Annotated in this window: 19 protein-coding genes and 1 pseudogene; 4 read left to right on the plus strand and 16 right to left on the minus strand. The window is 56.2% G+C overall.

Annotated features, from left to right (window positions below; genetic code table 11):
- The first annotated feature begins 10 nt into the window (after positions 1-10).
- Positions 11-631 carry an outer membrane beta-barrel protein gene (locus HDF12_RS00010; RefSeq protein WP_179580187.1) on the plus strand — a complete coding sequence of 207 codons (621 nt, stop codon included), beginning with the start codon at positions 11-13 and terminating at the stop codon, positions 629-631.
- Positions 632-709: 78 nt separating this feature from the next.
- On the opposite strand, the gene HDF12_RS00015 is transcribed toward HDF12_RS00010, so the two are convergent.
- From HDF12_RS00015 to HDF12_RS22100, 3 genes and pseudogenes are all read right to left on the minus strand, one after another.
- Positions 710-3,259, minus strand: a complete 2,550-nt coding sequence (locus HDF12_RS00015) for a glycoside hydrolase family 31 protein (RefSeq protein ID WP_257025276.1) — start codon at positions 3,257-3,259, stop codon at positions 710-712.
- A 397-nt stretch (positions 3,260-3,656) separates the two neighbouring features.
- Positions 3,657-4,013, minus strand: coding sequence for a TetR-like C-terminal domain-containing protein (locus HDF12_RS22095; RefSeq protein WP_257025533.1), 357 nt, complete (start codon positions 4,011-4,013; stop codon positions 3,657-3,659).
- Positions 4,014-4,046: 33 nt separating this feature from the next.
- Positions 4,047-4,247 (minus strand): annotated as a pseudogene (locus tag HDF12_RS22100) (helix-turn-helix domain-containing protein); the annotation flags it as partial.
- Positions 4,248-4,354: 107 nt separating this feature from the next.
- Between HDF12_RS22100 and HDF12_RS00025 the strand changes: the two are divergent.
- From HDF12_RS00025 to HDF12_RS00035, 3 genes are read left to right on the plus strand one after another with little or no spacing between them, the layout of a single operon-like run.
- Positions 4,355-4,735 carry a DUF4267 domain-containing protein gene (locus HDF12_RS00025; RefSeq protein ID WP_179580190.1) on the plus strand — a complete coding sequence of 127 codons (381 nt, stop codon included), beginning with the start codon at positions 4,355-4,357 and terminating at the stop codon, positions 4,733-4,735.
- A 54-nt stretch (positions 4,736-4,789) separates the two neighbouring features.
- Entirely contained in the window at positions 4,790-5,113 is a 324-nt protein-coding gene (locus HDF12_RS00030) for an NIPSNAP family protein (RefSeq protein ID WP_179580191.1), read from the plus strand.
- Positions 5,046-5,609, plus strand: coding sequence for an anthrone oxygenase family protein (locus tag HDF12_RS00035; RefSeq protein ID WP_179580192.1), 564 nt, complete (start codon positions 5,046-5,048; stop codon positions 5,607-5,609). Before HDF12_RS00030 ends, HDF12_RS00035 begins: the two co-directional genes overlap by 68 nt.
- A gap of 105 nt (positions 5,610-5,714) precedes the next feature.
- Here HDF12_RS00035 and HDF12_RS00040 read toward each other — a convergent pair whose 3' ends face one another.
- From HDF12_RS00040 to HDF12_RS00100, 13 genes are all read right to left on the minus strand, one after another.
- Positions 5,715-6,131: a hypothetical protein gene (locus tag HDF12_RS00040; protein ID WP_179580193.1), complete on the minus strand. Its 417-nt coding sequence runs from the start codon at positions 6,129-6,131 to the stop codon at positions 5,715-5,717.
- Positions 6,132-6,141: 10 nt separating this feature from the next.
- Positions 6,142-7,215: an NF038122 family metalloprotease gene (locus tag HDF12_RS00045; RefSeq protein WP_179580194.1), complete on the minus strand. Its 1,074-nt coding sequence runs from the start codon at positions 7,213-7,215 to the stop codon at positions 6,142-6,144.
- 610 nt (positions 7,216-7,825) lie between these two features.
- Complete coding sequence (kdpC, locus tag HDF12_RS00050; RefSeq protein ID WP_179580195.1) at positions 7,826-8,401, minus strand: potassium-transporting ATPase subunit KdpC; 576 nt, start codon at positions 8,399-8,401, stop codon at positions 7,826-7,828.
- Positions 8,402-8,409: 8 nt separating this feature from the next.
- Positions 8,410-10,449 carry a potassium-transporting ATPase subunit KdpB gene (gene kdpB, locus HDF12_RS00055; protein ID WP_179580196.1) on the minus strand — a complete coding sequence of 680 codons (2,040 nt, stop codon included), beginning with the start codon at positions 10,447-10,449 and terminating at the stop codon, positions 8,410-8,412.
- A gap of 20 nt (positions 10,450-10,469) precedes the next feature.
- Positions 10,470-12,245 (minus strand): potassium-transporting ATPase subunit KdpA, encoded by a 1,776-nt coding sequence (gene kdpA, locus HDF12_RS00060; protein ID WP_179580198.1) that lies wholly within the window; start codon positions 12,243-12,245, stop codon positions 10,470-10,472.
- Positions 12,246-12,260: 15 nt separating this feature from the next.
- On the minus strand, positions 12,261-12,347 hold the full coding sequence (gene kdpF / locus HDF12_RS22725; RefSeq protein ID WP_179583160.1) for a K(+)-transporting ATPase subunit F: 87 nt from the start codon (positions 12,345-12,347) through the stop codon (positions 12,261-12,263).
- Complete coding sequence (locus tag HDF12_RS00070; protein ID WP_179580178.1) at positions 12,344-12,556, minus strand: hypothetical protein; 213 nt, start codon at positions 12,554-12,556, stop codon at positions 12,344-12,346. The genes kdpF and HDF12_RS00070 overlap by 4 nt, the downstream gene beginning before the upstream one ends.
- Positions 12,557-12,685: 129 nt before the next feature.
- Positions 12,686-13,543, minus strand: a complete 858-nt coding sequence (locus HDF12_RS00075; protein ID WP_179580200.1) for a DUF1003 domain-containing protein — start codon at positions 13,541-13,543, stop codon at positions 12,686-12,688.
- A gap of 163 nt (positions 13,544-13,706) precedes the next feature.
- The gene (locus HDF12_RS00080; RefSeq protein WP_257025277.1) at positions 13,707-15,122 is read right to left on the minus strand and encodes a sensor histidine kinase; all 1,416 of its coding nucleotides are present in this window, start codon (positions 15,120-15,122) and stop codon (positions 13,707-13,709) included.
- On the minus strand, positions 15,112-16,518 hold the full coding sequence (locus HDF12_RS00085; RefSeq protein ID WP_179583162.1) for a sigma-54-dependent transcriptional regulator: 1,407 nt from the start codon (positions 16,516-16,518) through the stop codon (positions 15,112-15,114). Before HDF12_RS00085 ends, HDF12_RS00080 begins: the two co-directional genes overlap by 11 nt.
- 19 nt (positions 16,519-16,537) lie before the next feature.
- Entirely contained in the window at positions 16,538-18,451 is a 1,914-nt protein-coding gene (locus HDF12_RS00090; protein ID WP_373563823.1) for a TolC family protein, read from the minus strand.
- The gene (locus tag HDF12_RS00095; protein ID WP_179580202.1) at positions 18,448-19,155 is read right to left on the minus strand and encodes an ABC transporter ATP-binding protein; all 708 of its coding nucleotides are present in this window, start codon (positions 19,153-19,155) and stop codon (positions 18,448-18,450) included. Before HDF12_RS00095 ends, HDF12_RS00090 begins: the two co-directional genes overlap by 4 nt.
- A 72-nt stretch (positions 19,156-19,227) precedes the next feature.
- Positions 19,228-21,771 (minus strand): ABC transporter permease, encoded by a 2,544-nt coding sequence (locus HDF12_RS00100; protein ID WP_179580204.1) that lies wholly within the window; start codon positions 21,769-21,771, stop codon positions 19,228-19,230.
- Between the last annotated feature and the right edge of the window lie 171 nt (positions 21,772-21,942).

Genomic DNA, 21,942 nt, shown 5'->3' on the forward strand with positions numbered 1-21,942 from the left:
AGACCTCCGCATGAGTAACAAATCGACTTCAAACAGATTCGCAAAGCTTGCAAAGGATCTCATCCCGGGAATCAAGATCTCTGCCCTGCTCTGCGTCGTGAGCTTCGCCGCCTCACACCTCCACGCCCAGGCACTTCCAACCGCCACCAGCGCCGGAGTCCTTCAGGCGGGCGGCGAGTTCAACTACGCCAACTCCGACTACGTGCCGCAAAAGATCAAAGGCGGAGGCGCATACGTAGGCTTTGACTTCAAATATCACTATGGAATCGAAGCCGAGTTCCATCAGATCAATGACCCCGACCCCACCACACAGATATACGAACGCACCTACGAGATCGGCCCGCGCTACGTCCTGCACTTTCACAGAATAGAACCCTTCGCCAAGGTCATGTACGGCCGCGGCGTCTTCAACTATCCGGAGGTCCCGAGCCTCACCCCCGGCGGTCCCCCGCAAGGCAACGCCGCCAACCTCGCCTACAACATCGCCGCCGCAGGCATCGGAGTCGACTACCGCCTGACGCGCTCCATCAACGTGCGCGCAGAGTATGAGTTTCAAAAATGGTTCGGCTTCCCGCCAAACGGTCTTTCCCCGCAGGTCTTGGGAATCGGCGCCGCCTACCGCTTCCACTAAAGTAAATAAGGTATACAAGTCACGAAGTGACCGCGCCACGCGCAGTGGGCCCGTCCGGCAGGACCTACAGAATCGAACCTACCTCCCGGCAACCTCCAACTCCCCGCCCTCAGGCCTCTCCGGCAACAGAATCGTCAGCGAGTGCATCGCCTCATCGAATCTAGAGTTCGCAATCGCTTCGCCGCCGTATGTAATCTTCCCCGGCGCAACGTTCCAACCGAAGATGGTCACCTCTACCCGATTCCACCAGGGCTGAAAACTCCCCTCTCGCGCCCCAACGTGAAGGCGCAAACCATCGCCAGTCGATTCGCAGCTATACTTCACGCGCAGAAAATCCTTCTCCTTATATGCGAAGCTGATTCCGTCATCCTGATACAGTGAGCCCGCGCATCCCTCGCCCGGATAGACCTTCAGCGTCAGCGGACCATCCGGCTTCTCCTGCGTACTCTCGACTAGCGGCGCAAACGGCAGGATCGACCCCGCCCGAACAAACACGGGCAACACATTCACCTCAGGCTTAATCGTCACCGACTGAAGCGCACCCACTCCCAGCGCCGCACCCGTACTCACCGCCACCGCCTCACGAGCACTAGCCGCAACTTTCGCTCCCGTCCAGTAGTCATACCAACCCACCGGAGGAAACGTTACCGCATAGCTATCCGGCGCCTCAGGATAAGGCGCAGGCGCGATCAACAGATCCGGTCCAAGCATAAACTCATTGGCAGCATCAAGATCAAGCGGATGCTTGTCTGCAGTCGCATCAGGAAACTCCAGAAACAGAGGCCGCATCATCGGAACACCTGTGCGGGAGTTCTCCTCCGCCAACGTATAAAGGTACGGCATCAACCGATACCGATCCTCAATGTACTTCCTCCGAACCGCCTCTACCTCAGGACCACCCACCCACGGCTCCTGATCCGCCGTGAACTTTTCGGTGTGGTCGCGATAGATTGGATTGAACTCCCCCACCTCAATCCACTTCGTCAGCAGATCCTGCGTGGACGAACCCGCATAGCCTCCAATATCGTCACCCGCCATCGAAAACCCGCTCAATCCCAGGTTCAGAAGCATCGGCGTACTCATGCGAAGGTGATTCCAACTGCTCGAGTTATCTCCCGTCCAAGTCGACGCATACCGCTGACCGCCCGCGTAAGTAGCCCGAGTCAAAACAAAAGGCCGCTGGTTCGGCTTCAACGCGAGCAGGCCTTCATAGGTCCCCCGCGAGTTCTCCATGCCATACACGTTGTGAATCTCCGCATGACGCGCAGTCCTCGCCACAAAGCCCGGCTCATCGATCCGATGCACCACATCCAGCGGCATCGTCTTCGTTGGCGTCTCGAACACCGAAGGCTCGTTCATGTCGTTCCAAAACCCAGCTGCTCCATCCTCATAGAAGTCTTTATAGAGAGTTCCCCACCACACCCGCGACTCTTTCCTTGTGAAATCAGGAAACACCGATGGCCCAGGCCACACCTTGCCCACAAACACCGACCCATCCGGATTCTTCACAAAATGATCGCCCGCTATCCCCGTGTCGTAAGGCGCGTATCCCTGATTCGCTCGATCCGCAATATGCAGATCCGTAATCAACACCAGCTTGAAGTGCTTCTCCTTCAACTCCTGAATAAACTCGGGAAACTTCGGAAACGCCTGCTGGTTCACCGTAAACGGCGCGTTCCGATCCTGAAAGTCGATGTCCAGATAGAGCGCATCACAAGGAATCCGATCCGCACGCATACGGTCTGCCACCTCGCGCGCCCGCGCCTCCGTCATGTAGGAGTAACGCGACTGCTGAAAGCCCAGGGACCACTGCGGAGGCAGCGGCGTAAGACCAGTCAACCAGGCATAACCCTCCATCACCTGCTTCGGCTTTGGCCCATAGATAAAGTAGTAGTCAATCGGTCCGCCATCGGCGCCAAACGAGTAAGCCTCCGAGTCTTCCTTCCCAAAATCAAAGCTCGTCCGCCACGTGTTATCCAGAAACAACCCGTACGATCTCCCCGCATTGTCCGCGACAAAAAACGGAATCGCCTTATAAAGCGGATCGCTGCTCTCCTGAAAGCGATATTGATCTGTATTCCACATCTCGTAGGCACCACCTCTGCGATCAAGCGGCCCCGTCTTATCTCCCAGGCCAAAGTAGTGCTCCTCTGCCGGCATCCTCTTGTAGACGCGGAAGTGATCGCCGTGAAACTCAACCGGTCGCGCATCCTGCAACAAAACTCCGCCGCTCCCATCGCTGATCGTGACGGCAAGCGTCGCGCGGTCCACAGAAACCTGCAGTGCCTTCGTACGAAAACCAGCCTTGCTCGCCTCCGCGCGATAGGCCGTGGCAACGGAGCTTGTTCGCGAGCCCGGAAGCACAGCCCACGACGCATCCTCCGGCATCTTCCCCGTCTTCGAGACTCGAATACGCAGAACATCCTCTCGCAGCGCGGTAATCTGAACCCTCGCCTCGCCATCCCTCAGCTCTAAGCCATTCGGCAGCGCCGCAGCACTCGTCGCACGATTCAGCGAAATCAGATCGCCCTTTTCACCCGTTGCGCTCTGTGCCGACAGACCGGGAACACTCATCACGCAGCCCAAAACAAACAGGACAGCAACTCTTCCAAAACGCAATCCATTCATATTTCCTTCAACCTCATTCACACATAGAAAAGCGGGAGTCTGACTCCGAAGAAGCATCCGAGTCACAAACCAACATTATGCACCTCCGCCCCCAAGTCTCCCCGCACTCCCCTAAACTAAACTCCGAGATGGACTAAACAAGGCCCACACTCTGTCATTTCCATGGCCTGCCTTTCGCGGGGCTGCCTCTGCATTAAGAGGGCCGCTGTCTTCTAGCGCCAACCGCCTGTTCAAAGATAGGATCTCTGACGGTGCCGCCCTGACTGCCGCTTGTCCGCTATGCCGACTATCCCTCCAAGTGACGAGAAGCGCGTTTGTGAGGACTCATCTCGCCTAGCTCGCGAAAAGACGAGAGCGCGCCTATTACAGTCATCGCGCTTTCACCACCTGTGCCGTTTCATCTTGGGAAAGTGAAGATCTCGACGAGCGCCCTCACGCGCTCTTTCTGACGGCTGCGCGGAAATCGCTTGGTTCTTGTTAGCTCGGCGATACCATGGAGGCTCGCCCAAAACAGTTCCGATATAACCTCTGACTTCGAGCTCTGCCCCGGAAACAACTCCAGGAGTTGGGAAAACGCGAAACGCAGCTCCGGAGGAGTAGCCGCGTCATCGAATGGCACGCTCAGGCTGAGCGAAAACATCACTTCATACAGTGCGGGTGAAGACGCGGCGAACTCCAGATACGCGGCCGCGACCGATTCGACCGTATTTCCACGCTTAACCCGTTTCCGTGCCTTCTCCAAAGCCAGGCCCATCTCCTGGAAACCCTCGATAGCAACCGCGGCGAGAATCCCTTCGCGGCTTCCAAAATGAGCGTACAAGACGGGTTGGCTGTATGAAATTTCGTCGGATAGCCGCCGAACGGTTACGTTGGACCACCCTTCAAGCTCCGCGATTCGTCGTGCGGCACTGATGATCTGTGCCCGGCGGGCCTGCTTGTCACGCAGTTTTCGTTCCGCAATTCGGTTAGGTGTTAGCGTCGACGCCATTGATAGAAATTATAGCACCGCTAGAATAATTTAGCGGACAGTGAAACTTTTCCAAATGCTTTGCATCTTATATAGCGTTGCTAGATTTTATAACAAGGAGACATATTATGCGTAACGCCATACCGCTTTCTCTAGCTGCTCTCATGGCTGTGGCGATCATTGTCATCGGTTGTTTCTACCTTATATCTCCTGAACGAATGACAGGATCATTTGGTCTTGAGCCGCCTGCATCCGATGCTGACACTCGTGCCTGGCTACGCCTTAAAGGAATTCGGGACATCGCATCTGGATTGGTCGTGCTGACGATGATGCTGACCATGGGTACGCGGTCGGTAGGCATAGCCCTACTCGTATTAGCCATCACCCCTCTTGGCGACATGTCAATCGTTCTGGGGTCGGGCGGGTCGAGGTCGAAAGCGCTCTCAATTCATGGCGTAACCTGCGCGGTGATGCTGGTCGTTGGCCTCTTGTTGATCCATGCCATTTGAGAGAAATGCCTCAACCAGTATTGCTAACCCATGTCTATGCAATAGGAGGCGACAATGCGAACCTTTGAACTTCGCGTGTACAAACTGCGCACCAAAGACGCGCTCGATTTCTACATGGAGCAGATTTATCCCCGTCATCTCAGCAGCTTTCCGCTGTTCGGGATTGAGGCCCACGGCTTCTGGACTGCCAAGGAGGATGTCGAGCCAAGGTTCTTCGTGCTGGCCTCCTATGCGGCGGGCGAAGAACCCGGCGAGGTCGTTCGGCGGTATATGCAAAGCACAGAATTCGCTGAGGACATCAGGAACTTTGATGTATCAGACATCGTTGGCGTTGAATCGACAATCCTTATACCTTCAACAAGCTCCCCTCTTAAATGATGTAACTCATTCCAAGGTGTTGTTTATGGAGGAATTCATGATGGAAGTCCTAAATGTCGTTGCAATTATCGTCGCTGGATTGATGGTTGGATCTGAACTGGCCATCGCCGCGTTTGTTCATCCAACGCTCGATAAACTTCCGGATGATGTTCATCTGCCAGCCGCAAGCGCCCTCGCTCGTGTGCAGGGGAGGTTCATGCCGTTTTGGTACATTCTTGTATTTTTGCTTACTTTAGCCGAGCTTGTAATCCAATGGCACCAATCTGGTCGCTTACCGATCTGGATCACTACATCGGCCGTTTTGTGGATGTTGGCGATTTTGTATACGGTCACCGCCCTCGTGCCGATCAACAACCGTATCGCATCGTGGGAAAAGTCCACTCCGCCTGCCGATTGGAAGACTTACCGGAGCAGATGGGATCTGCTTCACCGCTGGCGTGTTGTTCTCCTCACGATAGCTTTCGCGTTTCTAATCGTGGGATTCGTTTGCAAGTAGTCATCTTTGGCCTCTTCCCCAAGGCAGCTATCGCCGGAGATCGGGAGTCGTGGCAGTCTGCGCCATTCCGGCTCTTTCGCGTGGCCTATTACTTACCGCAAGTAATCACCGAGCTTTGCGAGGCTTCGGCTCGCTTCGAGCCGCTTTGCCGCCGGCACCGGGGGCGGGCATTACCTGGCCATGTGCTACCTGACCCAACGCTACGGGAGGCTTTTGAGCGATTTGGCTCCGGGTAAGTGCGACGCGAATCGCTATGCCGTTGTTCTTGCCGGTATCGATGAGATAGTCGGCGGTGACGGGCAGATTGTTCACGAAGGCGTCGCGCAGGAGGCCGAACATTGCCTGGCGGGCCGGAAGGTTGTCGTCGTTTCGGAGTTGAAAGCCATAGGCACCATCGCCGATTGCGTTGAGGATGAATACGGCCTCAACATCCAGGGCATCGTTGGGAGGACCGTAGCCGGTGCCGAGGTCGTGGGCGCGGAGAAAAACGATTTTTCCTGTCTTTTCGAGCAAGTTGGACATGGGTAGTCTCCTATGGGTTCGCGACGCGAATGATTTCACCTGCGCGGGGGCCGATGGTAACGTAATCGAGCCGGATTGGCCGCCCGGCGATGAAGGCGGATCGAAGCATGTCGAACATCTCTCTGCGCGTGGGTCCGTTCGGGTCGGCACGCAGTTGAAAGCCGAACGCACGCAGCGGTTCCTCAGCGAGCTGCACGACCACCTCACAGTCGAGAAAATTTGGCGATTTGCCGTATCCGCTGCCGAGTTCGTGAGCCCGCAGGAACGAGATCTGGCCCACCGTCTCGATCAGACTCCCGATCGGATCGACCCTGCCGTACCCGATTACATCCATAAGCTGCAAGTCGACAGCCGAGACGGGATTGACCACACCTGAGTCGGAAAACTGATTGAACGAGTCGTTGGTGCCTCCCGCCCAATCCCGGGTATCTAAATGATTTGCGGCAGAATCATTAAACTCCTTCAGCAGGGTGACCCCGTTGTCGATCGAGAAGAAGTTCCCGGCACCACCGCCGAGTGACTTCATTCCGGCACCAGTGTAGGAAAAACAGTCGATCAGACTGAACGAATTGTTTCCGCCGGAGAGGCCGGTGCGGCCCATCACTTCGGAGATCTCATGTGCAGCAACCCCCCGAAAATCAAATGTTCCCGGGGCGATTGGACCGGAGAACGTGAAAGAGTTTCCCACTCCGAAGGTCGTGCCTCCATCGTCAGTCATATCATCGGGAATATGGCCAAGCGCTTTGGCTTGCGCTCGCATCAGCTGCCAGGTTCCGGCGCCATTGGTGGGATCGGTTGCGGTCATCGAGCCGCCAGGGCCGATCGCGATGGCATCGTTTTGCGTCGATGCGTATGCAACGACCTGATCGTAAAGATCGGCATACGAGATAGACACGGTCGCCGGAAAGCTCTCTCCGAAAACTGTCGCCTTTGTTACCGCGTCAACCGTGATATTGACGTGAATGTCGTCAGAGAATGCGTCGGTGAAGACCTTGGCCGCCGCCGTCCATGCTGCCTTGGCCGCCGTTGCGTTGACTCCGAAATTCGTGTCGAACCCGGACGTGAATGTGGGAGTGATAATCAATTCGACCTCCCCTGAAGTTCAGACTGCTTGCCCTAAAGTTAAGGACCGTCAAGTAGGACCCGAATGGCTAGAACCCCGAATGGCTGGAACCCAATGGCCTATCGCGTCATTCGTCACCTCCCCAAAGGATGAACGATAGACGGATACGCACAGTAGGTGAACTGTGCACAATTGCCGAACGCTGAAAAGATAGCACGAAAAGTCGGCTTGTGTGTTTACCGATCCGCTCCATTTTGTGTGGAGGTACAACCGGTTTACCGGAGAAGTGCCGTCGATTCAATTGCGGGGGTTCCGTAGCAATGGAAGAAGCCGTCCACAGCGCAAGGGGCTTTAGCCCCGGAAAATTCTGTCAAGCCCCAAAATCACAAAAAGCCGCGCCATCCCTGCTCTTTCGCGTGGCGTATTAGTTACTCTCAAACCGCTACAATAGAACTATGCATAAAGAGAGCCCCGGCGAATACCGGGGCTCCTTGCTTTTAATCCCATAACCCTTTTGTTTGAACGAATCTGCACGCAACCCGTTTCTTATGAATATTTTGCCGGCCAAGACTATGCGCAAATCCATGATAATACTCAGCTTACGCGCAGGTAATAGGAGGGGGGTACCCATCTATCTTTGCGCAGGAGCCGCCTGATCGAGATCCAGATTCAGCATCAACACATTCACCCGCGACTCTCCGAGAAACCCAAGCTGACGCCCCTCGGTATGTTGTGCCACCAGACGTCGCACAGCATCTTCGCTCAAACGTCGCTCCCGCGCAACGCGAGCCACCTGAAACTCCGCAGCCGCTGGCGTAATGTGAGGATCCAGTCCCGATCCCGAAGCCGTGACCAGATCAATCGGCACGTTCGCTCCAGGATGATCGACCTGCAACGCCGCCACATCCCCCGCTACCCGGTCGATCAGCTTCTTGTTCGTCGGACCAAGATTCGACCCACTCGAGTTCGCAGCATCGTATCCAATGCCCGCCTCCGAAGGCCGTGAGTGAAAGTACTGCGGAGCTGTAAACGACTGGCCAATAATACGCGAGCCAATCAGCGTTCCACCCGCGTAAAGAAGCTGCCCGTTAGCCTTGTCATGAAACAGCACCTGCGCCAGCCCGGTCACAACAAACGGATAGACCAAGCCGAACAAAACAGTCGTAACAACGGTATAAAGCACAGCGGTGATCAGATTGCGACGCATAAAATTCCTTAGGCCAGATGAATGGCAGTGATGATGATGTCGATGAGCTTGATACCAAGAAAAGGAGCAACAAGACCGCCGAAACCGTAGATAAATAGATTGCGCTGCAGCAACGCCTGCGCCGACATGGCCTTATAACCAACGCCTCGCAGCGCCAGTGGAATCAACCCAACGATAATCAGCGCATTGAAGATCACCGCAGAGAGAATCGCCGACTGCGGCGTCTTCAGATGCATAATATTCAGCGCATTCAATACCGGAAACGTAGCGGCGAACATCGCCGGAATAATCGCAAAGTACTTCGCAACGTCATTCGCAATCGAGAACGTCGTCAGAGCGCCACGCGTCATCAGCAACTGCTTGCCGATCTCCACAATCTCAATCAGCTTCGTCGGGTTTGAGTCGAGGTCGACCATATTCCCCGCCTCCTTCGCCGCCTGAGTGCCCGTGTTCATCGCAACACCCACATCGGCTTGCGCCAGCGCAGGAGCGTCATTGGTTCCATCGCCCGTCATCGCGACCAGCTTGCCCTCGGCCTGCTCGCGGCGAATCAGGTCCATCTTGTCCTTGGGCTTCGCCTCCGCGAGAAAGTCGTCGACACCGGCCTCGCGCGCAATCGCCGCCGCAGTCAACGGATTATCACCGGTAATCATGATCGTCCGAATCCCCATCGACCGAAGCTGCGCGAACCGCTCCTTCATTCCACCCTTCACAATGTCCTTCAGATGGATCACGCCCAGTGCCTGCCGATTCTCAGCCACCACCAGCGGCGTACCCCCACTACGGGCAACCGTCTCAACCGCTGCGCGCACCTCATCCGGTAAACTTCCGCCATTCTCCTTCAAAAATGCGGCAATCGCGTCGGTCGAACCCTTCCGAATAATCCGCCCATCAAGGTTAACGCCCGACATTCTCGTTACCGCGCTGAACGGCACAAACTCCGCCTGCAACTCGCTCAACTCGCGCCCGCGAAGACCGTACAACTCCTTGGCCAACACCACAATGCTGCGCCCCTCCGGCGTCTCATCCGGCAGCGACGACAACTGCGCCGCATCCGCAAGCTGATCCTTGCTCACTCCTGGCGCAGGAATAAACTCCGCAGCCTGACGGTTGCCCAGCGTAATCGTTCCCGTCTTATCCAGCAGAAGCGTATTCACGTCACCCGCCGCTTCAACTGCGCGCCCCGACATCGCCAGCACATTATGCTGCACCAGCCTATCCATCCCAGCAATCCCAATTGCCGAAAGCAGCCCGCCAATCGTAGTCGGAATCAGACACACCAGCAACGAGATCAGCACAAACACCGTCTGCGGCGCAGTCGAATAGATCGCGATCGGCTGCAACGTCACCACAGCTAGCAAGAAGATGATCGTCAAGCCCGCAAGGAGGATGTTCAGAGCGATCTCATTCGGAGTCTTCTGTCGCTCCGCGCCTTCAACCAGCGCAATCATGCGATCCAGAAATGTCTCACCGGGGTTAGACGTAATCTTCACCTTGATCTGGTCCGATAAACACCGCGTTCCACCAGTAACCGCGGACCGATCTCCACCAGCTTCGCGAATCACCGGCGCAGACTCACCCGTGATCGCCGACTCATCCACCGAAGCCACGCCTTCGATTACTTCGCCATCGCCGGGGATCATATTACCAGCAATAACAATGACATGATCCCCCGCCCGCAGATCCGAGCTGGGAACCTCCTCCGTGCTCCCGTCTATGCGAAGCCGCACTGCAGTCGTCTCCGACTTCGCACGCCGCAGCGCGTCCGCCTGCGCCTTGCCGCGGCCTTCCGCCATCGCTTCCGCAAAGTTCGCGAATAGTACGGTGAACCAGAGCCACAACGTAATCTGCAGATCGAATTGAAACGACCCGCGATGCGAGAGACTATCGCGAAGCAGATAGATAGTGGTAATCACGCTGCCGATCTCAACAACGAACATCACCGGATTCTTCATCATCGTGCGCGGACTCAGCTTGACTAACGCGTCGACCAGCGCGCGGCGTACTATTTTGCTGTCCCATAAGGAGCGTTTGCGGGTATTTGCCATGGTTATCTGTTTTCTCTGGACTAGAAGCTTTTGCCAGCGTGCATCATTAGGTGCTCAAGAATTGGACCGAGCGAGATAGCGGGAAAGAAAGTAAGCGCGCCAACGATAAGAACAACGCCCACCAAAAGCACCGTGAATAGCGGCGTATGAACAGGAAAAGTTCCCGGCGATGGAGGAACCAGCTTCTTCTTCGCCAGACTACCGGCGATAGCCAGCATCGGAACGATCATCAGGAATCGGCCGATCAGCATCGCTGCCGCCAGCGATAAGTTGTACCAATGCGTATTCGCACTAAGGCCCGCGAAAGCGGATCCGTTATTTCCAGTCGCTGACGTGTAGGCGTAGAGAATCTCCGATAGACCATGAGGTCCCGTGTTCGCCAGCGACGAGAGGCCAAGTTGCGGCATCATCAGGGTCACCGCCGAAAATCCCAGAATCGACAAAGGAAAGATCAGCACATAAAGCATGGCCATCTTCACGTCATACGATTCGATCTTCTTGCCCAGATACTCAGGCGTCCGCCCAACCATCAAACCGGCTATAAAGACAGCCAGTACGACGAAGATCAACATCCCATAGAGCCCCGCTCCCACCCCACCGAAGATCACCTCGCCCAGCATGATGTTGACCATCGGGACCAAACCTCCGAGCGGCATAAACGAATCGTGCATGGCGTTTACCGCACCACAGCTCGCATCCGTTGTCACTGTCGCAAACAGGGCCGAATTGGCGATGCCGAACCGTACTTCCTTGCCTTCCATATTGCCGCCGGCCTGCGTTACGGAGACATGCTGATCCACCGAGTGGAGGAGTGGGTTCGCCTGCGCCTCCGCGTAGTACGCCACAAATACACCGACAAGAAAGAGCGAAGCCATCGCAGCAAAGACTGCCCAGCCATGCTTTGGTGCTCGCGTCATTCGCCCCAACGTGACCGTCAGCCCAGCGGGTATCAGGAAGATCGAGATCATCTGCATCAAATTGGAGAGAGGCGTTGGGTTCTCGAATGGGTGTGCGCTGTTCGTATTGAAAAACCCTCCACCATTTGTCCCAAGCATCTTGATCGCCTCTTGAGAAGCAACTGGACCCTGCGCAATGCTCTGCGTCGTCAGAGTCTGGGTCGTCGTCTTGCCATCAGGGCCTGCCACAGTTGTCGTCTGCGCCTGCACGAGCTTTGCCTGATCGTAGGGGCGAAAGTTCTGCACTACGCCTTGCGAGACCAACAAGAGCGCATAGATCAAACAACCCGGAAGAAGAACCCACAACGAGGCGCGCGTTGCATCAACCCAAAAATTTCCCAGCGTCTTCGACTCTCGCCGTGAAATACCCCGGATTAGCGCAACCGCCAACGCCATTCCGACGGCTGCCGAAAAGAAGTTATGGTAAGCAAGGGTGAGCATCTGAGTTAAATAGCTCATCGTCGTCTCAGGCACATAGGACTGCCAGTTGGTATTCGTCGTAAAAGACGCCGCCGTGTTCAACGCGAGATCAGGAGCTACGGATGCGAGATGCTGAGGATTGAGGGGCAGCCACTGCTGTAGCCGCTCTACCGCATACGTTGCCAACATAGAGACCAGACTGAAGAGCAACATGACAACCGCATATTCGCTCCAAGTCATCTCATGCGTTTCGTCGATGCGCGCCAGGCGATAGACGAGTCGCTCCATCGGACGAAAGATAACATCTACCCAGGTCTGTTCGCGCTCGAAGACGCGAGCCATGTACAGACCCAGTGGCTTTGCACATACCAATATCAATGCAAAAAAGACGAAAACCTGAAACCAGCCGTTCGCGGTCATGATAACTACTTCCTCTTAAAACTTTTCAGGGCGCAGCAGCGCATAAACCAGATAGATCAGTAACAGTACGGTTACAAGGCCAAGCAGCAATGTCTCGATCATCCCTGCTTCTCCTTCATCCCCAACCGCTCACATCCTGTCGTGTAGCCAATCGCGATCACAAAAAAAAACACACTAGCACCGACGCATCCTAAATCCCACATAATCCTGCCTCCGAACGAAGCCTTCCCATCCGAGCCTCCACAGCCACTCAACCCTAAGGTCTTCCGCTGCGCATGACGGAATCTCACGCTTCCGCGCGTATTCTTCATTCAAACAGTGGATCCATAAAGAAGGTGTAGAAAGGTCGTAAAGAAGTCGTATGTGCCGTGAGGCAACCTAACAATAACGAACACGCTCCGGCACGAGCTGCAAGCCTGTTGTTCTCTTTCTCTTCGTCACTACCTTCCAGGCAACTGTTCTTTCATCTTTAAATGTTCCCGCAAAAGATCATCAACGTCGCCGATCTTTTCCGACAGCATATTCAGCTTGCCCGACAGGTTTTGAATTTCGGATTCAGCACGAAGATTCACATCATAGTCCAACTCACCACGCACCCGGTCTTTCGTGTCCTGACGATTCTGGCTCATCATAATCACTGGAGCCTGGATGGCAGCCAGCATCGACAGAAACAGATTCAGCAAAATAAACGGATAGGGGTCCCAGGCTCTCCCCTTCAGAGCAATATTTGCCGAAGCGTAAACCACAAGTACAGATCCGAATAAGATGATAAAAATCCACGACCCACCGAATCGTGCGACCGAATCCGCGAGGCGGTCTCCAAAGCTCATCTCCTCTTCGATCACGTCATTTGAGTTGCGACTGGCTCGAAGCCGCACCAGCTCCTGTGACGCATGAAACTGACGGCTCACGACGGTCAACATGTCCATCCCCGCCATCGGTTTTTGCTGTAGCAGAGCCGCAATATCGTCACGGCTCACTTCAACACAGGTCGTCTCTTCCATCGCCAGTGCCGTGGTTTGGTGAGGTGTGTCCTCCAGCATCGAAGCAAAGCCAAAGAACTCACCATCGTGGGGTTCATCCACGAGCACCTCCTGGTGATCTCGGTCCACTGTCGTCACCCGCACCGTACCCGAAACCATCACGTAGGCGTGTTTCCCCGGTTCGCCCAGCTTGTAGATGCGTTGGCGTGCAGCAAACTTCTTGATCTCAACCTGTGCTGCCAGCACCCCTATCTCTTCATCGTCGAGCAGCGCAAACAGAGGAATCTGTCTCAGCTCTTCCGCCTTACAAGCCATAGTTCACCTCGTTCTGATCCTGTGCTATTTTGCACGGCGAACGAGCACTTGGCACACTCTCTTTCCTTCCACATTGCTAAAAGAAGCAATCCAGACCCACCAAAAGCAGGGATTACACGAAATCGACGCCTCTGTAATATCAGGAATCGACCATCACCCCTAGTCATCCGGCAATCGGCAATCGGAGATCAGCTCTACACCCAATCTGACCATCCGCACGATTAGCCAGTTGCACCGAACCTCGATGTGCCTGCGCAATCTGCTGCGCGAGAACCAAACCAATCCCCGTTCCACCCGGCTTGGTCGTATAAAACGGAACAAACAGATTGCTCGCGTTGGTCAAGCCAGGACCGTTGTCCAACACACCGATAACAACCTCTAACCCGGCGGTCCTCCAAACGATCTCTACGTGAGGACCACCTTTACCGACATCGTCCGGACTAAGCGCAGCATCGGCTGCATTGCGCACCAGATTAATCAGTGCCTGTTCAATATGGTCAGCATCCACCTGCACAACGACGTCTGGCGCCCCCTCTACAGTCACCGCGACCCGTCTCTCCAGCAGTGCGACCCTTTGCGCCAAAGTCGCCACCGATACCGAAGCCAGCCGCGGTGCCGGCAGACCCATCAGCTGCCGGTATGCCTGCAGAAACCGGTTCAGCGATTCTGATCGATTCTCGATAACCTCGAGGCCTCTTTCAAAGTCAGCGATCTCGCCTGATGCATTACTCATACCCGCAAGTCGACCACGCAGACTCCCTGCAATCGATTTGATAGGCGTCAGCGAATTGTTAATCTCGTGTCCCAGAACGCGAATCAACCTCTCCCACGCAAGCCGCTCCTCCTCCCTCAACGCGGCACTCACATCCGACAGCACAAACAGCGTATGCGGAACGCCGCGAAGTCGGAAGCTTGTTCTCTTCACCACCCACCGTACCGACTGCTGCCCGCTACCCAGCGACATGACTTCCTCATCCGCTACATCAAGCAGCTGCTCAAGCTTCAACCCTACAGCCGAGTGACCGAGCGCCGTCTGAACTTGCAACCCAAATGCCCGCTCCCCCGCCGCATTGAGCAACTTCAATCGACCCTCAGGATCAAACGCCAGCACCGGAGACTGCATCGACCCCATCACGCGTTCCACCAACGCCATTGCTTCTAACGCGCTTGCACGTTGCCCCTGTAGCATTCCCGCGAGTCGATTGATCTCAAGAGCAAGATCGCCCATGGCGTCATTTCTCCGCCCTCCTCGTGCTCTGAAAGAAAAGTCATCCTCCCGCAACGCAGCCACGACGTTCGCCAGCGTCTGCAGCGGTCGAATGATCTGCTCCATCAAAACCGAGACCGCAAAGATCCATCCCAGCGCCAGACCCAGCAGAACAATACTCTGCAGAAGAGCGTCAACCGAATGACGCCGTAACAGAAGCCAGCACATCACCAGCATCGGCAGCCCGGGAAGGCAAAGCCACAGTCGCAGCCTTTTTTCGAAACTCAGGCGCCGCGCCGATCTCCCCAGCGGCATACGGGTCCGCGGCCGGCTATTGCTGGATATCTCGCCGTCTGGATCTTCAGAGACCATATTTTTCGATGCGGCGGTAAAGCGCTCCTCTGCTCAATCCAAGCGCATCTGCCGCATGGCTCACATTACCACCTGTACGGGCGAGCGCCTTGCGAATCAGAATTGCCTCCACCGCCTCAAGGCTCATCTCGTCCATGCTCTGCGCCGAGCCCCTCTGCTGCGTATTCAACCCCAGGTCCGCAGGTTCAATGAGCGCTCCTCGAGCCATCAGGACCGCGCGTTCGATAGTGTGATCCAGCTCGCGCACGTTTCCCGGCCAGCCATACTGCAACATCATCTGAAGCGCTGTCGGCTCCAATCCCTGAATCGGCCTGCGATACCGTGCAGCGTATCGTGCCATAAAGTGACCCGCCAGCGCCGGAATGTCCTCACGCCGTTCCCGCAGAGGTGGCAGACTAATCTCGACCGTGTTCAGCCGAAACAACAGATCTTCTCGAAAGCGTCCCGCCGCGCACTCCGCTCGCAAATCCGCATTGGTCGCCGAAAGCATCCGTACATCCACCTTCTGCGTCTTCGAAGAGCCTACGCGCTCCAACTCGCCTGTCTCCAGGACCCGCAGCAACTTCGCCTGCTGCCGCACCGGAATATTCGCAATCTCATCAAGAAAGAGCGTTCCGCCGCTCGCCAGTTCGAATCGCCCGATGCGGTCAGAACGAGCATCGGTAAAAGCTCCCTTCACGTGACCGAACAACTCGCTCTCGAAGGTCCCCTCCGGCAGAGCGCCTGTATTGACGGCCACCAGTGTTCGCTCTGCGCGCGAAGACAAGCGATGCAGCGTCTGCGCCACAATCTCCTTGCCCGTGCCATGCTCACCTGTAATCAGCACGTTCGCATCCGACGGACCCACCCGAGCCATCGTCTCCAGCACAGGCCGCATCGAAGCCGCAGCAGCAATGAAATCCGGAGCGCCTGTAGCCCGCAGGATCCGATTCTCCGCCTCCAGCCATCGCATTTTCTTCTGACTGCGGTGCAGTTCCATCTGCGTCCGCAAAATACTCAGCAGACGTGCGTTCTCCCACGGCTTCTGAATAAAGTCTCCCGCACCCCGGCGCATCGCCTCCACCGCAAGATCGATATTGCCCCACGCCGTCATCACCACCACCGGCAGCTGCGCGTCGATCTCCTTGACTCGAGTCACGAGATCCAGTCCTTCCTGACCGGAGGTAGTATCCCGCGTGTAGTTGAGATCGATCAGTACTCCATCGAAGCTCTCATGTGCCAAAGCCTCCAGCACCAGCGCCGGCGTTCGCACCATCTCCAGCTGGTAGCCTTCCGGCTTCAATAACAGTCGCAGCGCCTCCAAAATATGTGGCTGGTCATCTGCAATCAGCAGTCTGCACGACGCCTCGGCATCTTCCGCACCCGACTCCTTCTTGTCAATCCGCTCCGCCAGCATGGTGACCTGCTCCTGCGCGCTACTGCCCACTTGGGGCAATACCCGTCTTCGCCGATTCTATCGAAATCTCGTTTGCTTCCAGCGTAGAGCCGACCGCGCGATCCACTTCAATCTTAGCCTTTTGATACGCCGTCATCGCGGCAACCAGCGTTGACTCAGCTGCCGCAAGATCCCGTCGCGCCGTCAGGGTCTGATAGTTCGATCCCGCGCCCAACTCCTGCTCCTTCGCCGTAATGTCGAAGGTCTTCTGCGCCAGGTCCCGTCCTTTGCGTGCGGAAACCACACGCGCTTCACTCTGCTCCAGCGCATATTGAGCGTTCCGAACCTCGATACGAATTTGCTTCTTCAACTGCTCCAACCGCAGCTCCGACTGTCTCGTCTCCAGCTCCGCGCGATACTGGTCCGACTTCGCCACTCGATTTCGCAGTGGCACGTTCACCGTCAGACCGACATAGTAATCAGGAGCACTATTGTTGAACGCCGTCTTCAACGCTCCGCCAAAATCCTGCGGCTTGGTCGAGATCGTGCCCGACTCAGGATTTTGCAACCCAGCCAGACCCGAGCCTCCATAGTATGCAGTCAACGCAACCGTAGGCAGCAAGGCATTACGAGCCGCATCTCGGCTCAGGCGTCTATTTTCAAGGTCAATATCCGACTCGCCCAACTCCAGCCGGTCCTTCAGTGCGTGCGCCGTCATATCCTCAGTCGGACCCTGCGGGGTCGCGTCGGTCATTGCGCTCTGGTCGGTCGGCCGCACCGGCATCGCCTCCAGAATCGGATCATCTAGATTTTTCGTCAGCGCATTCTTGATCAACAACTCCTGAAACTGCAACGTCGTCTTCGCAATCGTCAGATCCTGTTCACGGCTCGCCTCTTCCGCCTCGTCCTTCATCACATCCATCGCAGGAATCGCTTGCAACGCGAGCTGCTTGCGCCCACTCTCCAGCGCCTGACGGGCAAACTCGAGCGAGCGATTTTTGACACCTTCATCCTCGTAGGCAGCCACCAGATCCCAGTACATATTCGCAATCTGGGTCACCGTCGTCACCACCTGTAGCTTGAACGCTTCATCCGAAATGCGCTGATTGTTCTTGGCGATCCGCAGAAACCGCAGATTTGGTCCAAGACCGAAGCCTGCAAGCAGTTGCTGCTGTATTGCGAAGTGATAGTACGAGTTCAGCGTCGGGACGAGAAAGCTCTCAGGACTGTTTGTGGTTCCGCGATTGTTATCGAAGACCGCCGAAATCGAAGTTCCCGTCGGAAACGCCTGCGCATAACCAATGTCTCCCGTCGTCGTATTCTGCTGCAACTGCGGAACTCCATAGACGATCGTATTCGACAACGGCTGCGCATAGTGCTCGATACTGAACGTCCCCGTAATTGCAGGATCATACGAAGAAACGGTCGTCCCTGTACCGAGCGTCGATGAAACCAGCCCGGACGCACCTGAACCCGCACCACCAGCGCCACCCGACGTACCACCAGCTCCAGCTCCACTCGATCCCGAACCAAAGCCGCCGACACCACCTCCCGGCGTATTCTGCACCACACCAGTATTGACTCCGCGAAACGAGCCGCCCGCCTGCGTACGCAGAACGTCCGCGGCAGCAATCGGAATGTTGTATCGAGCGATCGCAATGTCCAGATTGTTTTCCAAAGCCAGAGAGATCGCGTCTTTCAGACTAAGTTCCAGAACACCGTCTTTCACTAGAGCGTCAATTCGTGGCGAGTTCGCCAGATTCGGTCGCGGCACCAGCGAAGCACGATACGTATCAAGCGGATTGCTGGAATGCGGAATATCCAGACGCAACGCAGGCGACTCCGCTGCTGGTGTGGCCTGGGTCACAGTAGCCTGCTGCACCTGCGCCAGCAAAGGCATCCCCAATAACGCCATCACGCCGAAGCAGCGAAGCAGCGAAGAACTTCCTTTCACGCCCGCACCCCCGCTCCTTCAGCCGCTGCAAGACCCGCCGTATCCCGGGATAGCCATCCGTCCCGCAGTTCGATCGTCCGCGTGCCGTACTCTGCGTTCGTCTCCGAGTGCGTCACCTGCACTACCGTTGTACCCTCTTCATTCAACCTGCGGAACAGCTGCATAATCTCCTTCGCCTGCTCCGAGTGCAGGTTTCCCGTCGGCTCATCGGCCAGTAAAAGATCCGGTTTATGGATGACGGCCCGTGCAATTCCAACCAACTGCTGTTGCCCACCAGAGAGCTGGTTCGGGAAAAGGTCCTTCTTGCCGACAATGTTGAAGCGATCCAACGTATCGGCAACGAGAGCCTGCCGTTCCGGCTTTGGAATGTCTTTGTAAGACAAGGGAAGATCGATATTCTCCGCCACCGTCAGATCGTCAAGGAGGTGATAGCTCTGAAACACCATCCCAATCCTTCGCCGCGCTAGTTCAGCCCTCTGTTTGCGATTCATCGCATGGACGGCATCGCCTGCAAAGTAAAACTCTCCCCTCCATTGATCGTCCAGCATCGCCAGCACGTTTAACAGCGAAGACTTCCCCGCTCCAGACGGACCCATTACGGTTACGAATTCACCTTCACGGATCGTGAGATTGATTCGTCGCAGCACCCATGTCTCCGTGTGGCCCGTCTTATAACTCCGCTCCAGCTGTTTCAACTCAATCATGCTCTGCTCCATCTTCAAAACTTCCATCTATTCGAATGGCGATATCCTTAGCCTATGATTCGCCGGCCTGCGTTACTCAGTCCTCAACGCCTTGACCGGATCAGTCGAAGCCGCACGCCGCGCCGGAATCAAACCCGCAACACACGCAGAAACGATCAGCACTACAACTGCTCCAGCAAGGACAACAGGATCCTGTCCACCAGTTCCATACAGTTGAGTCTTCAAAAATCGCACGCACAATAACGCAACAGGCAAGCCGATCGCCAGCCCCACTCCGGCCTGCAGCATGGCCTCGCGCAGCACCATACTCACCACGCTGCCACGTCCAGCACCGAGCGCCATCCGTATCCCAATCTCCGGTGTTCGTCGAGCTACGGTATAAGCCGTCACGCCATATAAACCAACCGAAGCCAGCACCAGCGCCAACAAGCCAAACATCAACGTCAACCGCGCAATCAACTTCTCCTGGCTGAACTGACCCTCAATCTGACTGCCGAAGGTGTTGTAGTTGATCACGGTCAAGTTCGGATTGATATTCGCAAGTGTCCGCCGCACCTGCGCCTCCAGTCCCTCCGAAGGCCCTCTCATCTGCAGCATGATCGCCCCCGCAAAGAGCGACCTCACATCGACGTTGTCCGACAGTGGAGCGTGCTGCAGAAATGGCCGGAAGTACATCGGCCGCACAGCCTCACGCGGTTCGACATACTTCACATCCGACACCACGCCGACGATCTCGATCTCACCCGCGCTCTTCACGCCATCCAACCCGAAGTGAGCGCCAATCGGGTCTTCGCCCTTCGAAAAGAATCGCTTCACGAAAGCCTCATTCACGACTGCCACCATCGGCGAAGTATCCGTATCCTGATCGGTAATTCCGCGACCACGCAAAACCTGTTGCCCGATCAAATGAAAGAAGTCCGGGGTCACACGATCCCACGATGCACCGATATGATCTTTCGGCCCAGGCTCAGGTTGCCCCTGGATCGTAACGCCCTCACCCCAATTGTCGCCTTCGAGCGGAGTGTAAAGCGACAAACCCACTCGTTCGACTCCCGGTAATGCCCTGAAGCGTTCCAGCATCTCTCCATAGAGAGCCTGCAACTGATCCGGCTTATAACCCGCATTGTCCGGACTGATATGGATCACCACGCGATTCTCTGTCTGCAATCCAAAATCTTGATGCTCGAGCTTATTCAAACTTCTCGTTAGTAGACCGGCCCCCACCAACAACACCAGCGACAAGGCAGCCTGCGTCACCACCAACGATCGCTGCAGCAAAGAAGCGCTGTCCCGAGTCGATCGATTCGCGCCGCGAAGAGACTCCGCAGGCTCCGAGTGAGATGTGATCCAGGCCGGCGCGATCCCGAAGATCAGCCCTGTCAACAGCGACAAGCCAAACGCAAACCCCAGAACCGGCAGCGAAGGGCTTGCATGTATCGGCAGGCCCGGAGAATCAGGAAACGCGAGCGTAAGCAGCATCCGCGTTCCCGCGTACGCCACCGCAAGTCCAGCGATACCTCCAAGGCACGCCAGCAACACACTTTCAGTTAACATCTGACGAATGATTCTCTTCCGCGCCGCACCGAGAGCCATTCGAATCGAGGTCTCAGCCCGTCGCGCCATCCCACGCACCAAAATCAGGTTCGCAATATTCGCACATGCAATCAGCAGCACCAGCGCGGAGATCCCCATCAGCAGCAGCAGTCCGCTTCTGTATTGGGTCTGCATATTCGCAATCCCAACGCCACCTGGCGTCAAAATCAAGTGAGTCTTTGGCAGCGCCTTCTTTCCCTCCGCGCTCTGATATGACTTGATCGGGACCAGCCAGTCCCGCAACAAACCGCTCATCTTCTCTTGCAGCGGACCAATCTGCGTGCCAGGCTTCACGCGGCCGAGCACATAAAGCCAATTCGACTCCGGGCGATTCAGCAACGCACCAGGATCGAGAATCGGCTCCATCGTCACCGGAAGAAAGAAATCCGGCGGCGTATCGGTCATCCGGTCCCCATAAAAAGAAGGCGGCGCGATTCCCACCACCGTCACCGGATGTGTATTCAATTGGAACGTGCTGCCCACCACAGAGGGGTCCATGGCGTAATCGCGCTGCCACGCCCTGTAGCTCAACACCGCAGCCATCGGAGCTCCCGCCGCGTCATCAGACGGCACCAGAAGTCGTCCTGCGAACGGCTGCAAACCAAAAGTTTGAAAGTAATTCCCGGAGACAAACTCCCCGGATGAGGCCTTAGACAGACTGTTGCTTGATCCACGCCGTGCCGTCAGCGTTCCTGGGTTGACACCCGCCTGCATCGCCGCCAGCTGCTCAAACTCGGGAGTGCTATCGCGCAGATGCTTATACAAATCATAAGAAAATAGGGAGTAGTCCTCCTCTTCAGGCCGTCCCCCCATCACGCAGCAATCATCTTTATCGCCTAGACGTATCAGCGTCTTCGGATCGCTCACAGGCAGGTTCTGCAGCAGCACCGCATGTACCAGCGTGAAGATCGCCGCATTCGCGCCAATGCCAAGCGCAAGCGTTAGGACAGCCGTCAGGGTAAATCCCGGCGCCTTCCTCAACTGTCGCAGCGCATACTTCACATCCTGTATCAACCCGTCCATCCCTTGCTCCATTCCACTCTCTTGCGCCACGTCAAGTTGGCAACTTCGCAATCGGTGCGTCGCCCTTGGGCGACAAAATCAAACTCTGCCTTTTCCCCGAAGCCGCGAAACGACTCATTGCGTTGGAGCACTGCGCTTCACAGCAGCGGTACGGTACACATTCCGTCCGGC

Source organism: Tunturiibacter gelidiferens (assembly GCF_013410115.1).
GTDB classification, from domain to species: domain Bacteria; phylum Acidobacteriota; class Terriglobia; order Terriglobales; family Acidobacteriaceae; genus Edaphobacter; species Edaphobacter gelidiferens.

Bases quoted from the DNA above. Each gene is read 5' to 3' on its own strand.
- HDF12_RS00010 (WP_179580187.1), top strand. From the start codon at position 11: ATGAGTAACAAATCGACTTCAAACAGATTCGCAAAGCTTGCAAAGGAT.
- HDF12_RS00015 (WP_257025276.1), bottom strand. From the start codon at position 3,259: ATGAATGGATTGCGTTTTGGAAGAGTTGCTGTCCTGTTTGTTTTGGGC.
- HDF12_RS22095 (WP_257025533.1), bottom strand. From the start codon at position 4,013: ATGGGCCTGGCTTTGGAGAAGGCACGGAAACGGGTTAAGCGTGGAAAT.
- HDF12_RS00025 (WP_179580190.1), top strand. From the start codon at position 4,355: ATGCGTAACGCCATACCGCTTTCTCTAGCTGCTCTCATGGCTGTGGCG.
- HDF12_RS00030 (WP_179580191.1), top strand. From the start codon at position 4,790: ATGCGAACCTTTGAACTTCGCGTGTACAAACTGCGCACCAAAGACGCG.
- HDF12_RS00035 (WP_179580192.1), top strand. From the start codon at position 5,046: ATGTATCAGACATCGTTGGCGTTGAATCGACAATCCTTATACCTTCAA.
- HDF12_RS00040 (WP_179580193.1), bottom strand. From the start codon at position 6,131: ATGTCCAACTTGCTCGAAAAGACAGGAAAAATCGTTTTTCTCCGCGCC.
- kdpC (WP_179580195.1), bottom strand. From the start codon at position 8,401: ATGCGTCGCAATCTGATCACCGCTGTGCTTTATACCGTTGTTACGACT.
- kdpB (WP_179580196.1), bottom strand. From the start codon at position 10,449: ATGGCAAATACCCGCAAACGCTCCTTATGGGACAGCAAAATAGTACGC.
- kdpA (WP_179580198.1), bottom strand. From the start codon at position 12,245: ATGACCGCGAACGGCTGGTTTCAGGTTTTCGTCTTTTTTGCATTGATA.
- kdpF (WP_179583160.1), bottom strand. From the start codon at position 12,347: ATGATCGAGACATTGCTGCTTGGCCTTGTAACCGTACTGTTACTGATC.
- HDF12_RS00070 (WP_179580178.1), bottom strand. From the start codon at position 12,556: ATGAAGAATACGCGCGGAAGCGTGAGATTCCGTCATGCGCAGCGGAAG.
- HDF12_RS00075 (WP_179580200.1), bottom strand. From the start codon at position 13,543: ATGGCTTGTAAGGCGGAAGAGCTGAGACAGATTCCTCTGTTTGCGCTG.
- HDF12_RS00080 (WP_257025277.1), bottom strand. From the start codon at position 15,122: ATGGTCTCTGAAGATCCAGACGGCGAGATATCCAGCAATAGCCGGCCG.
- HDF12_RS00085 (WP_179583162.1), bottom strand. From the start codon at position 16,518: ATGCTGGCGGAGCGGATTGACAAGAAGGAGTCGGGTGCGGAAGATGCC.
- HDF12_RS00095 (WP_179580202.1), bottom strand. From the start codon at position 19,155: ATGATTGAGTTGAAACAGCTGGAGCGGAGTTATAAGACGGGCCACACG.
- HDF12_RS00100 (WP_179580204.1), bottom strand. From the start codon at position 21,771: ATGGACGGGTTGATACAGGATGTGAAGTATGCGCTGCGACAGTTGAGG.